The 13,183-nt window shown below is 73.0% G+C and carries 11 protein-coding genes; all 11 read left to right on the top strand.

Annotation, left to right across the window (positions count from 1 at the left end; all coding sequences use genetic code 11):
• Position 1 precedes the first annotated feature (1 nt).
• Positions 2 to 541 (top strand): orotate phosphoribosyltransferase, encoded by a 540-nt coding sequence (pyrE, locus tag ACFVZH_RS15530; RefSeq protein WP_384897422.1) that lies wholly within the window; start codon positions 2 to 4, stop codon positions 539 to 541.
• A 221-nt stretch (positions 542 to 762) separates the two neighbouring features.
• A complete protein-coding gene (gene fbaA, locus ACFVZH_RS15525; RefSeq protein ID WP_384897420.1) occupies positions 763 to 1,785 on the top strand; it encodes a class II fructose-bisphosphate aldolase in 1,023 nt (340 codons plus the stop codon).
• A gap of 79 nt (positions 1,786 to 1,864) precedes the next feature.
• Positions 1,865 to 3,025: a MalY/PatB family protein gene (locus ACFVZH_RS15520; protein ID WP_384897418.1), complete on the top strand. Its 1,161-nt coding sequence runs from the start codon at positions 1,865 to 1,867 to the stop codon at positions 3,023 to 3,025.
• A 157-nt stretch (positions 3,026 to 3,182) separates the two neighbouring features.
• Positions 3,183 to 5,177 (top strand): Ig-like domain repeat protein, encoded by a 1,995-nt coding sequence (locus ACFVZH_RS15515; protein ID WP_384897416.1) that lies wholly within the window; start codon positions 3,183 to 3,185, stop codon positions 5,175 to 5,177.
• An 89-nt stretch (positions 5,178 to 5,266) separates the two neighbouring features.
• Positions 5,267 to 6,787, top strand: coding sequence for an MFS transporter (locus ACFVZH_RS15510; protein ID WP_384897414.1), 1,521 nt, complete (start codon positions 5,267 to 5,269; stop codon positions 6,785 to 6,787).
• 14 nt (positions 6,788 to 6,801) lie between these two features.
• A complete protein-coding gene (locus ACFVZH_RS15505) occupies positions 6,802 to 7,215 on the top strand; it encodes a DUF3151 domain-containing protein (protein ID WP_367823425.1) in 414 nt (137 codons plus the stop codon).
• A 104-nt stretch (positions 7,216 to 7,319) separates the two neighbouring features.
• Positions 7,320 to 8,219 carry a DUF3152 domain-containing protein gene (locus ACFVZH_RS15500; RefSeq protein ID WP_384897412.1) on the top strand — a complete coding sequence of 300 codons (900 nt, stop codon included), beginning with the start codon at positions 7,320 to 7,322 and terminating at the stop codon, positions 8,217 to 8,219.
• Between the two features lie 120 nt (positions 8,220 to 8,339).
• Positions 8,340 to 9,188: a tryptophan 2,3-dioxygenase gene (locus ACFVZH_RS15495; RefSeq protein WP_384897410.1), complete on the top strand. Its 849-nt coding sequence runs from the start codon at positions 8,340 to 8,342 to the stop codon at positions 9,186 to 9,188.
• A complete protein-coding gene (kynU, locus tag ACFVZH_RS15490) occupies positions 9,181 to 10,383 on the top strand; it encodes a kynureninase (protein WP_384897408.1) in 1,203 nt (400 codons plus the stop codon). The genes ACFVZH_RS15495 and kynU overlap by 8 nt, the downstream gene beginning before the upstream one ends.
• Positions 10,384 to 10,552: 169 nt before the next feature.
• Entirely contained in the window at positions 10,553 to 11,422 is an 870-nt protein-coding gene (locus tag ACFVZH_RS15485) for an alpha/beta hydrolase (RefSeq protein ID WP_384897406.1), read from the top strand.
• 119 nt (positions 11,423 to 11,541) lie between these two features.
• A partial coding sequence (locus ACFVZH_RS15480) for a hypothetical protein (protein WP_384897404.1) occupies positions 11,542 to 13,183 on the top strand: 1,642 nt, incomplete at its 3' end.

The following is a 13,183-nucleotide window of genomic DNA, read 5'->3' as shown; positions in this document are numbered from 1 at the left end:
CATGACTGACGTACGCGCTGAACTGCTCCAGCAGATCAAGGACAAGGCCGTGGTGCACGGCAAGGTGACCCTCTCGTCGGGTCTGGAAGCCGACTACTACATCGACCTGCGCCGGATCACGCTGGACGGCGAGGCCGCGCCGATGGTGGGTCAGGTCATGCTCGACCTCACCGCCGACCTGGACTTCGACTGCGTCGGCGGGCTGACGCTGGGCGCCGACCCGGTCGCGACCTCGATGCTGCACGCCTCTGCCGCGCGCGGTCGGCGCCTCGACGCCTTCGTCGTGCGCAAGGCGCAGAAGGCGCACGGCATGCAGCGCCGGATCGAGGGCACGGACGTCAAGGGCCGTCGCTGCCTCGTGGTCGAGGACACCTCCACCACGGGCGGCTCGCCGTTGACCGCGGTCGAGGCCGTCCGCGAGGCCGGCGGCGAGGTCGTCGCCGTCGCCACGATCGTGGACCGGGGCGCCGCCGAGGCGATCGCCGGGGCGGGCCTGGCGTACCTCACCGGATACCAGCTGGCGGATCTCGAGCTGGCGTAACCGCCGCGAAGTCGTGACTTAGGTCCCGGACCGTGGTGGAAACGGTTCTGACCTGCTCTTTTGCCAAGGGGCGGGGTGTTTCACGTGAAACACCCCGCCCCTTGGCGTGCCGCGACCATGTGAGCCCGGACGAGAGTCTGAAAGGATGGGGGCGACGATGACGTCGCCCCCAGGTCAGGGACAGAAACGCACACACCCCGCACATCACAAGGAGCGGACGAATGCCCATCGCAACCCCCGAGGTCTACAACGAGATGCTCGACCGGGCGAAGGCAGGCAAGTTCGCCTACCCGGCCATCAACGTGACCTCGTCCCAGACCCTGCACGCTGCGCTGCGCGGCTTCGCGGAGGCCGAGAGCGACGGCATCATCCAGATCTCGACCGGCGGAGCCGAGTTCCTGGGCGGTCAGTACAACAAGGACATGGTCACGGGCGCCGTTGCCCTGGCCGAGTTCGCGCACATCGTCGCCGCGAAGTACGACATCACGGTCGCCCTCCACACCGACCACTGCCCGAAGGACAAGCTGGACGGCTACGTCCGTCCGCTGCTCGACATCTCCGCCGAGCGCGTCGCCCGTGGCGAGAACCCGCTGTTCCAGTCGCACATGTGGGACGGCTCCGCCGAGACCCTCGCGGACAACCTGGCCATCGGCCAGGAGCTGCTCGCGAAGGCCGTCGCCGCCAAGATCATCCTCGAGGTCGAGATCACCCCGACCGGTGGCGAGGAGGACGGCGTCACCCACGAGATCAACGACGAGCTGTACACCACCGTCGACGACGCGATCCGCACCGCCGAGGCCCTGGGCCTGGGCGAGAAGGGCCGCTACCTGCTCGCCGCGTCCTTCGGCAACGTGCACGGCGTCTACAAGCCGGGCAACGTCGTGCTCCGCCCCGAGCTCCTCAAGGACCTCCAGGCGGGCGTCGCCGAGAAGTTCGGCAAGACCTCCCCGTTCGACTTCGTCTTCCACGGCGGCTCGGGCTCCACGGCCGAGGAGATCGCCACCGCGCTGGAGAACGGCGTCGTGAAGATGAACCTCGACACCGACACGCAGTACGCCTTCACGCGTCCGGTGGCGAACCACATGTTCAAGAACTACGACGGCGTCCTGAAGGTCGACGGCGAGGTCGGCATCAAGTCGACCTACGACCCGCGCACCTGGGGCAAGCTGGCCGAGGCCGGCATGGCCGTCCGCGTGACCGAGGCGTGCGCCGCGCTGCGCTCGACCGGCACGAAGATGAAGTAACGAAGCAATCGTGTGAGCGAAGGGCCCGGTACCTCCCAGGTGCCGGGCCCTTTGTGCGTCGACCGACGGAAAGGGCCTGATGTACGACTTCGACCGCGAGATAGACCGGCAGGGCACCTGGTCGGTCCAGTGGGACGGCATCGCGGACCGCTTCGGCGTCTCCGACCTGCTCCCCTTCACCATCTCCGACATGGACTTTGCCTCCCCGCCGGAGGTGCTCGCCGCCCTCCGCGAGCGGGTCGACCACGGCGTCTTCGGCTACACCGACTGGAGGCTGGGCGGGTTCCGCGAGGCGATCCGGCACTGGTACGCGAGCCGGTACGCCACCGCGATCGACACCGACACGCTGGTGTACGCGCCGTCGGTGCTCAACCAGCTCTCCCAGCTGCTGCGGATGTGGACGGAACCCGGCGACGGCGTCGTGGTCCACACCCCCACCTACGACGGCTTCCGCAAGGCCGTCACCGGGCTCGGGCGCGAGCTGCGCGGCGTCCCCGTCGGGGACCTCGAAGCCCTCGAACGGGAGCTGGCCCGGCCCGACAGCCGGATGCTGCTGCTCTGCTCCCCGCACAACCCGACCGGACGGGTGTGGACCGAGGAGGAGCTCACCACCTTCGCCCGGCTGGCCGAGCGCCACGGCGCGGCCGTCGTCAGCGACGAGATCCACGCCGACCTGACCACCGACGGCCACCGCCACATCCCCTGGACCCGGGTCGCCGAACCGGGCCGGGGCCGCCGCTGGGCCCTGGTCACCTCGGGCACGAAGGCGTTCAACTTCCCGGCCCTCTCCGGCTCGTACGGGATGATCGGCGACCCTGACGAGCGCACGGCCTTCGTCCGGCGGATGGAGACGGGCGAGGGCCTGGCCTCGCCCGCCGTGCTCTCCCTGACCGCCCACATCGCCGCGTACCGGCAGGGCGCCCCCTGGCTGGACGAACTGCGCGGGTACGTCGCGGGCACGATGACCCTGCTCCAGGAGCGGCTCGCGGCCGGACTTCCCGAGGCCGGCTGGGCGCCCCCGCAGGCCGGCTACCTCGCCTGGATCGACCTGCGGCCGCTGGGCATCGAGGAGGCCCGGCTCCAGGAGGAGCTGGTGGCGGTGGAGAAGGTCGCGATCATGCCGGGCGGGGTGTACGGCACTCCCGGCTTCGTCCGGCTGAACGTGGGCTGCCCCCGGAGCAAGGCCGAGCGGGGCGTGGACGCGCTCGTCCGCGCGGCGAACCGGCTGCGCCGCAGCTGACGGGGGAGGCCGGGGCGCGGCGACCCCGCTGTGCGGGGCGCCCGTCCCCGTCCGCGGATACCGGGAGGCGAGTTGTCGGCGGCGTGATCTAGTCTGCGCTGACCGAGCCCCGATTCCGTGGGCCGGGGACCATGTGTTTTCTGGGGGTCTCTTCATCGTGCGCAAGCGCACTCTCTCGGCCGCGACCTCGCTCGCGGTTCTCTTCAGCTCCGCGGCGCTGGTCGCGGGCACGGCGGGCCAGGCGGCCGCCGACAGCAGCAAGGCGCTGGCGATGTCGTCCGTGGGCGACATGGTGGTGGACGGCGTCCACCGGAAGATCTTCATCAGCGACCCGTACCTCGGGAAGGTCGTCGCGACCGACTACGCGGGCACGGTGCTGAGCACCGTCACCGGCCTGCCCGGCGTCACCGGGCTCGCGCTCTCCGCCGACGGCGGGAGCCTGTACGCCGCGGTCCCGGGCGCCGACGCCGTCGTCGCCCTGGACGCGCAGGCGGTGACCGAGACGGCCCGGTACGCCACCGGTGAGGGCACCGACCCGGCGTACGTGGCTCTGGCGGGCGGCAGGATCTGGTTCGGCTACGGCACGAACGAGGACGGCGACATCGGCTCGATCGACGCGTCCGGCGAGCAGCCCGTGGTGACCCTGGGCCAGGACGCGGAGATCGACTACTCCGGCGCCCCGCGGCTCGTCTCCTCGCCCACGGACCCGAACGCCATCGCCGCCGTGTCCTCGTACTACCACTGGTTCCGGATCGGCGCGTACGACGTGAGCACGGGCACCGCGGTCCGCACCGCGCGGTCGCCCGAGTCCGAGTCGTCCAGCGGTGGCATGGTCAGCGACCTCGCCTACACCCAGGACGGCAGCCGTCTGATCACGGCCACCGCGGGCAACCGGCACCGGGTCTGGCAGACCTCCGACCTCACCCAGGTGGGGGCCTACGCCAGCGAGTACCACGGCGCGGCCGTGGCCGTCGCCCCCGACGGCACCGTGGCGGCGGGCTCCGACGCCTGGTACGGCCCGGACGTGTTCGTCTACCGGCCCGGCGAGACGAAGGCCGTGCGGCAGTACGACTTCCCCAACACCGGGACCACCGGCGCCGGCGACAGCCTCGCCGACAGCGCCCTCGCCTGGGAGCCGGGCGGCAGCCGCCTCTTCGCGGTGACCATGGCCAGCGGCGGCAGCGCGCGGCTGCACGTCCTGGACGAGCCCACCAGGTCCGTCCCGGTCGTCACCGTCAAGGCCCCGGCCACCGCGCCGGTCGCCAAGGCGCTCACCGTGTCCGGCACCATCGCGGCCACCCTGCCGCTGCCGGCCGGGACGCCGCTCACCGTGACGCGGTACGACGTCGAGGCCAAGCAGGGCAAGGCGCTCGGCACCAGGGCGCTGGGGGCGAACGGGGCGTTCTCGTTCCCCGACACCCCGACCGCCGCCGGGAACGTCACGTACAAGGTGGCCTATGCCGGGGACGCCACGCACGCGGCCGCCACCGGGACGGCCGTCGTCAAGGTGGCCCCGAACAAGACCGCGCTGACCCTCGACCGGCACGGGCTCGTCGTCAACTTCAACACCACCGTGACGTACACGGCCACCCTCGGCCCGACGTACCGGAACCGTGTGGTGGAGCTCTGGGCCGACCCGGTCGGGGCGGAGCCCAAGCGGCTGCTCAAGCGCGGCACGGTGAACTCGGCAGGCAAGCTGTCGGCATCGCTCAAGATGACCCGGGACACCTGGGTGAGCGCGGTCTTCGCCGGTGACACCCGCAGCGCCGCGGCCTCGGCCGCGTCGGCCGTGAACACGCGGGCGGGCCTGGCGACCACGCTGTCCCGCCACTACAAGTGGACGCGGATCGGCAACACCTCGTACCAGACCTACCACCAGACGGCCGACCCGATGATCGCCGCCTGGCTCAACAGCTACCCGGGCCGCAAGACCCGGCTGGACCTCCAGCTCTGGTACCAGGGCGCCTGGCGCAGCGCCGGCTCGGACTTCTTCCGGCTGAACGCCAACGGCATGGCGTACGTGACGATCGACGGCGACGGCGCGGCCGGCTACAGGTTCCGGGTCCGTTCCGCGTACATCGACGGCACGTCCGGCGACAACGTGAACTCGACGGTCTACGGCTCCTGGAAGTACTTCAACTTCACCCGCTGAGGCGCCGCTGAGGTGCTTTCGAGTGATCCGACGAGCCCCGTCCGCCCTTCCGGCGGGCGGGGCTCCGGCGTTCGCGGGACCATGCAGGCATGGGTGTGCGGGACGTGCGGATGGCCTCGGGTACGGGCCGGTGGATCTTGTTCACGACCGTGCTCGGGTCCGGGATGGCGCTGCTCGACTCCACCGTCGTCAACGTCGCCCTGCCCCACATCGGCGAGGACCTGGACGCCGACCTCGGCGCGCTCCAGTGGACCGTCAACGCCTACATGCTGACCCTGGCCGGGCTGATCCTGCTCGGCGGGGCGCTCGGCGACCGCTACGGCCGCCGCCGGGTCTTCGTGATCGGCGTGGTGTGGTTCGCGGTCGGCTCGCTGCTGTGCGGCCTCGCCCCGAACACCGGGGTGCTGATCGCGGCCCGCGCCCTCCAGGGCGTGGGCGGGGCGCTGCTCACCCCCGGTTCGCTCGCGCTGATCCAGGCCAGTTTCCACGAGGACGACCGGGCCAGGGCGGTCGGGCTGTGGTCCGGCTTCGGCGGGGTCGGGGCGGCGATCGGGCCGTTCGTCGGGGGCTGGCTGGTGGACGGCCCGGGCTGGCGATGGGTGTTCCTGCTGAACGTGCCGCTCGCCGCCGTCTGCGTACCGGTCGCCCTCCGGCACGTGCCGGAGTCCCGGGACGAGACGGCGCACGGCCGCTTCGACGTGCTCGGCGCCGTCCTCGGGGCGGCGGCCCTCGCGCTCGTCACGTACGGGCTGATCGGCGCGGCATGGTGGGCCGGGGTGGCCGGGGCCCTGGTGGGAGCCGGGTTCGTGGTGGTGGAGCGGCGGCGCGGCGAAACGGCGATGACACCGCCGTCGATCTTCCGCTCCCGGATCTTCACGGCCGTCAACCTGGTCACCCTCTGCGTGTACGCGGCCTTCGGCGGCTTCTTCTTCCTGGCCACGCTCCAGCTCCAGGTGGTCTCCGGCTACTCGGCGCTCGCCGCCGGTACGGCCCTGCTGCCGACGACCGTGCTGATGCTGCTGCTCTCGGCCAGGTCCGGTGAGCTGGGGGAGAAGATCGGCCCCCGGATCCCGCTCACGGTGGGGCCGCTGCTGTGCGCCGCCGGCATGCTGCTGATGCTGCGGGTCGGCGAGGACCCCTCGTACGTGCAGGACGTGCTGCCGGCCCTCCTCGTGCTCGGACTCGGCATGACGGCCCTGGTCGCGCCGCTGACCGCGACCGTCCTCGCCTCGGTGGACGTGGCCCGGGCGGGCCTCGCCAGCGGCATCAACAACGCGGCGGCCCGGGCGGCCGGGCTGCTGGCGGTGGCCGCGCTGCCACTGCTCGCCGGGATGGGCCCGGAGTCGTACCGTTCGGCGGCGGAGTTCGACGAGACCTTCCGGCGGGCGATGCCGATGTGCGCCGTCCTCCTGGTGGCCGGCGCGGTCATCGCCTGGACGACGCTGCGGACGCCGCCCGCGCGGGCCGACTGCCACCCCGAGTGCCGGGTGCACTGCGGGGTGACGTCGCCACCGCTGGACCCGGGGGAGCGGGGACGCCCCGGAGAGTCGGGGGAGCGGGGAAGCGGGGGAGATCCGGGGGAGCGGGGAGGCCCGGGGCCCGCGGCCTGAGGCAGACTGGGCCCATGGCCATCCACGAGAACCTCCTGGGGGGACCGGCCCCCACCCACCTGCCCGACGACCCGGGGCCGCGCGAGCTGCTCGCGAACGGCACGGCGCCGGCGGACGTCGCCGCGAAGTACCCGACCTCCTCGCTCGCCTGGGCCCGGCTCGCCGACGACGCCTACGAGCGCGGCTCGGTCGTCGAGTCGTACGCCTACGCCCGTACCGGCTACCACCGCGGCCTGGACGCGCTGCGCCGCAGCGGCTGGAAGGGCCACGGCCCGGTGCCGTGGGAGCACGAGCCGAACCGCGGCTTCCTGCGCGCGCTGCACGCCCTGGCCCGCGCCGCCGGCGACATCGGCGAGAAGGACGAGTTCGAGCGCTGCACCACCTTCCTGCGGGACTCCTCGGAGACGGCGGCCGAGACGCTCGGCTGACGTTCACCGCCTGCTCGCACGCCCTTTCCTCCGCACGGGGGAAAGGGCGTTCGACATGGCCGGTACGATCCCCGGGACCGCAGGACTCAGGGGGGAAGTCTGTCGTGGGGAGACGAGCCGCACCCGCGGGACGGCGGGGAACGGGCGGGAAACGCAGGTCGGGCACGCGCTTCGGGCTGCCGGCCCTGGTGCTGACGACGGTCGTGCTCGGAGCCGGGGCCGCCCTCGCGGACCTGGACGACACGGCGGGGAAGACGACGGCGGCCCCCACGGCCGAGCGGACGACGGCCACCGCGAGCCCCCGGCCCACGCCGACGGGACCGACGCGTACGGCGGCACCGCCACCGGCGCGTCCGGCGCCCGCCACACCCACCCCGGAGTCCGGGCCGAAGCCCAGGGCCACCCCGAAGCGGACCGCCGTGAAGAGGCCCCAGGTGCCCCGGTCCGGTGCCGGGACGTTCACCACCGCCCGGTCCTCCGGGGCTCCGACCGGCTCCGGCGGCACCCTGCGCCGCTACCGGGTCCAGGTCGAGGACGGCATCGCGCTGTCGGCGCGGGACACGGCCGCCGAGATCCAGCGGATCCTGGCCCATCCGCGCAGCTGGGCCGCGCACGGCCGGGGCCGCTTCCAGCTGGTCTCGGAGAACGCCGACTTCGTCATCAGGATCGCCACCCCGGACACCGCCGACGCGCTCTGCCTCCGCCAGGGGCTCCGTACCCGCGGCGAGCTGAACTGCGAGACCGCGGACGGCGTCGTGGTGAACCTCAGACGGTGGATGCTCGGCTCGCCGACCTTCGCCGGGGAGGCGGAGGAGTACCGGCACCTGATCATCAACCACGAGGTCGGCCACGAGATCGGCATCCGCACGCACCTGGGCTGCCCGGGTCCGGGCAGGCTCGCCCCGGCGATGATGCAGCAGATCAAGGGTCTGCACGGCTGTCGCTCGAACGCGTTTCCGTATGACGAAGGCGGTAGCTACATCACTGGGCCGATCGTGTCATGATGCGCTTGGGACGGCGCGCGACGAAGCACGCCTCCCGAGGGGACCGGGGCTCCCGTGCCGGACGACGTGCCGCACGGAGGAGCAGACCGCTACCCGGTAGTACGTATCGAGGAGACAGCAATGTCCACCTTCCCCGATGCCGGAGCCGGTTCGGTCACCCATGACCCGAACCTCGACTTCGCGGGTACCACGCCGTACGAGGACTATGTCCAGGCGGACGTCCTCACCCACCTCCAGCACCTCCGCTCGGACGACCCGGGCGAGATGGTCTTCCTGGTCACCACCCAGGTCATGGAGCTGTGGTTCACGGTCATCGTCCACGAGTGGGAGACGGCGAGCCGCGCACTGCGCGAGGACCGCGTCCCCGTCGCGATGGACGCGCTCAAGCGCTCCGTGCGCGAGCTGGAGGCCCTCAACCACTCCTGGCGGCCGCTGGCCCAGCTCACCCCCGCCCAGTTCAACGCCTACCGCGCCGCGCTCGGCGAGGGCTCCGGCTTCCAGTCGGCGATGTACCGGCGGATGGAGTTCCTGCTCGGCGACAAGGCCGCCTCCATGCTCGTGCCGCACCGGGGCGCGCCCCGCGTCCACGCCGAGCTGGAGAAGGCGCTCCAGGAGCCCAGCCTGTACGACGAGGTCCTCGCGTTCCTGGCCCGCCGCGGCCTGCCCGTGCCGGCCGAGGTCCTCGGCCGCGACCTGTCGCAGCGCTACGAGCCGTCCCCCGAGGTCGAGGCCGTCTGGGCCGGGATCTACGCGGACCCCGACCAGAGCGGCGAGCTCGTCCGCCTCGGCGAGGCCCTCAGCGACGTCGCCGAACTCGTCTGGCGATGGCGCAACGACCACCTGGTCGCCACCCGCCGCGCGATGGGCGCGAAGACCGGCACCGGCGGCTCGGCCGGCGTGGCCTGGCTGGAGAAGCGGGCCCAGAAGAACGTGTTCCCCGAGCTCTGGACGGCCCGCAGCCATGTCTGACCTCCTCGGTAACCGGGCGCTGGAACTCGACGCCGCCGACGGTCTCGCCAAGCACCGCGAGAAGTTCGCCCTCGACGCCGGGACCGTCTACCTCGACGGCAACTCCCTCGGCGCGCTGCCCGCCCACGTGCCGGCCCGCATGGCCGACGTCATCACCCGCGAGTGGGGCGAACTGCGCATCCGCTCCTGGGACGAGTCCGGCTGGTGGACCGCGCCCGAGCGGATCGGCGACCGGATCGCGCCGATCGTCGGCGCCGCCCCCGGACGGATCGTCGTCGGCGACTCGACCAGCGTGAACGTCTTCAAGGCCGTCGTCGCCGCGGCCCGGCTCGCCGGCGACGACCGGGACGAGATCCTCGTCGACGCGACGACCTTCCCCACGGACGGGTACATCGCGGAGTCCGCGGCGCGGATGACCGGGCACCGGATCGTGCCCGTCGACCCCGCCGCGATACCCGGCGCGGCCGGTCCGCGCACGGCCGCCGCGCTCGTCAACCACGTCGACTACCGCAGCGGCCGGCTCCAGGACCTGCCCGGCATCACCGCCGCGCTCCACGCGGCGGGCGCGCTCGCCGTCTGGGACCTGTGCCACAGCGCGGGCGCCCTGCCCGTCGGACTGGACGCCCACGGCGTCGACCTGGCCGTCGGCTGCACCTACAAGTACCTGAACGGCGGCCCCGGTTCGCCCGCGTACCTGTACGTCGCCGAGCGCCACCAGGCCGCCTTCGACTCGCCCCTGCCCGGCTGGAACTCGCACGCCGACCCGTTCGCGATGACCCCCGGGTACACCGCGGCCGAGGGCGCCGTACGGGGCCGGGTCGGCACCCCCGACATCCTCTCCATGCTGGCCCTCGAGTCGGCCCTGGACGTCTGGGACGACGTCTCCGTCGAGGACGTGCGGGCCAAGTCCCTCGCCCTGACGGACTTCTTCCTGGAGTGCGTGCGGGCGTACGCCCCCGAGGGCCGGGTCGAGTCCGTGACACCCGCGGAGCACGGCGAGCGCGGCAGCCAGGTCGCCCTGAGCTGCGCCGAGGCCCCGGCCGTCATGGCCGAACTGATTCGGCGCGGGGTCGTCGGAGACCTGCGCCGCCCCGACGTGCTGCGGTTCGGCTTCACCCCGCTGTACGTCGGCTTCGCGGACGCGGAGCGGGCGGCGCGGGTCCTCGCGGAGGTCCTGACCGACCTCGCGTCCTGAGGCCGTGTCCGGAAAGTCCCGCCCGGCCCGCGGCCGGACGGGGCTCCTTCCCGGACACGACCCAGCGGGACGACCGTCCGATGATCGCCTGATCTGCGGGGGCTCCGGTCCTGATACCGTCCCCGCAGGTCAGGCCAATTCGGCCCCGTACCCGAGAGGTTGGAACAGCATGCCGGACCCCGCCGCGCGCGATGCCGCCGAAGAGGCGTCGGCCTTCTCGCACCCGGCCGTCCCCCCGGACGCCTCCGCCGCGTACGGCGACCACCCGGATCAGGTGGTCGACTTCTACGCCCCGCGCGACGGACGCACCCGGGCCCCGCTCGTCGTCGCCCTGCACGGCGGCGCCTGGCGTGCCCCGTACGACCGGCAGCACCTGACCCCCTTCGTGGACTTCCTGGCCCGCCGGGGCTTCGCCGTGGCCAACGTCGAGTACCGCCGCGGCAGCGACATCCCCCGTCAGGGCGGCGCCGCCCCGGTCGCCGGCCGCTGGCCCGAGACCTTCGACGACGTGGCCGCCGCGCTCGACGCCCTCCCCGGGCTGGCCGCCGAGCACCTGCCGCAGGCCGACACCGGCCGCATCGTCCTCACCGGCCACTCGGCGGGCGGTCACCTCGCCCTGTGGGCCGCCGCCCGCCACGTCCTGCCCGCCGGCACCCCGTGGCGCCTCCCCGCCCCGCCCGCGCTCCGCGGGGTCGTCGCCCTCGCCCCGATCGCTCACTTCGGCCGCGCGGTGGAACTCGGCGTGTGCGGCGGCGCGGTCACCGAACTCCTCGGGGGACCGGCCGAGTCCGAGACCCGCGCGGCCCTCGCGGACCCCGCCGTCCTCCTTCCGACCGGCATCGCGACCACCGTCGTCCACGGCCGCGCGGACCTCGTCGTCCCCTGCGACGTCGCCGAGGCGTACGCGGACGCGGCCGGCAAGGCGGGCGAGGAGACCGGCCTGACCTTCCTGGAGGACGTCGGCCACTTCCCCCTCATCGACCCGGCCGCCGACGCCTGCGCCGTGGTCGCGGAGGAGATCGCCCAGCTGGCCTTCTAGGGCCGACCCCGGAACCGCAATCGAACGGATCATCGGGAACCCGTACAACCCTGCGACCCGATCGCGAGTCTGATCAGGCACGGCTCTCCCGTGTCCGATCTTCCCGTGGGGGTTTCACCTTGCAGTTCCGTTCCTCCGGCATCCGTCTCGCCTCCGCCGTCACCGCAGTCCTCGCCGTCACGGCACTCGGCGCCGGCACCCTGGCCACCGCACCGGCCGCCTTCGCCGCCACCACGGCCCCGGCGCAGGCCGCGGAGGCCGAGGGCCTGCCCGTCTTCCCCAAGGACTCCGACCTGGCGGGCGTGGGCAGCACCGGCTTCCTCAGCTACTCCTTCGGCGACGGCGAGCGGAAGGCGCTCTGGACTCCGTACGACGGGAGTGCCCCGACCTGGATCCAGGAGCCCGAGGGCGGCGCCGCCGTCATGGGCAGCGGCGACGTGGTCGTCATCGGCGACGACGGCTGGACCCTCCAGATGCGGTCCCTCACGCTGAGGAACATGGCGGACCCGTCCGCCCCGGGCGTGGACATCGACCTCCGCCCGCTGAACGGCACCTACGTGGCCTCGCTGAGCCCGACGAGCGTCCTCGCACAGGTGACGAAGGGCGACGGCACGTTCGAACTGCACGTCGTGAGCAAGGACGGCGCCGCGACGACCAGCCACCAGGTCTCCGGACTGCCCGCCGACGCCGCCGAGTTCGTCGGCGGGCAGGTCCGGGACGGCTCCGTCCTCACCGGATACGCGACGGGCCCGGCGAACGCGCGGACCGGCGGCAGGGCCCTGATCGACGTGGCGACCGGCACGGTCACGGAGACCTACGCCTCCGTCGAGTCCGGGCACGACTTCACCAGCCTGATGACCTCCGGCTCGCACGTGGCCTGGGTCGACTACGACTCCTCGACCGGGCTCTACGTCACCTCCGTCGACCGCACGACGCGCGAGGAGAAGAAGACCGTCCTGGGCCTCCGCGGCGACAAGTGGTACCACGAGCTCGTCGGCGGGTGGCTGGTCTACGGCAACCCCTCGAAGCCCGCCCGGGCCGTCTCCCTGACCAGCGGCGAGACCCGCGACCTCGGCATCGCCGCCTCGGGCTTCGCGGCGCCGGCCGACGGCGCCGCCGTGCTGAGCGGCAGCCGCGGGGCCGACGGCGACGGGCTGTTCCGGATCGCGGCCGCGGCGGACGGCTCCCCGACGGTCACCAAGGTGGCGGAGACGGGCCCGCTGCCGGCGGAGAAGGCGCTGGAGATCGAGCAGGTCCACGTCCCCGACGTGGCGGACCTCGACCGGACCGGCGGCAAGGTGACGCTGGGGTGGACCCTGTCGCGCGCCGACGCCTCCCTGGACGTCACGCTCACGCACATCGCCACCGGCAAGGAGTTCACGCAGCGCGTGCCCGCCCCCGCGACCGGCACGCGCTTCTCCTTCACCTGGGACGGCACCATCGACGGTGTGGACGCGCCGAACGGCAGGTACGGCGTGGAGGCCGAGGCCGTGCTGAGCGACGGCACCGGCGACCCCGCCTACCAGGGCTGGCTCATGACCGTCGTGCGCCAGGCGAACCCGCACGACTACAACGACAACGGCTCCACCGACCTCCTCGCCCGCGACGCCGCGGGCGTGCTGTGGCGCGACGACCTGCGGGACTGGCCCGTGGGCGGCCAGATCGTCCCCGCCAAACGGACCCGACTCGGCGCCGGCTGGCAGGTCTACAACCAGATCGAAGCCGCCGGAAACCTCGCCGGAGCCCCCGCGGGCGACCTCA

This window comes from Streptomyces sp. NPDC059534 (assembly GCF_042743475.1).
Taxonomy (GTDB): domain Bacteria; phylum Actinomycetota; class Actinomycetes; order Streptomycetales; family Streptomycetaceae; genus Streptomyces.
Note: the sequence above shows the minus strand (reverse complement) of the source record. Positions and strands in the feature narration are given on the sequence as shown.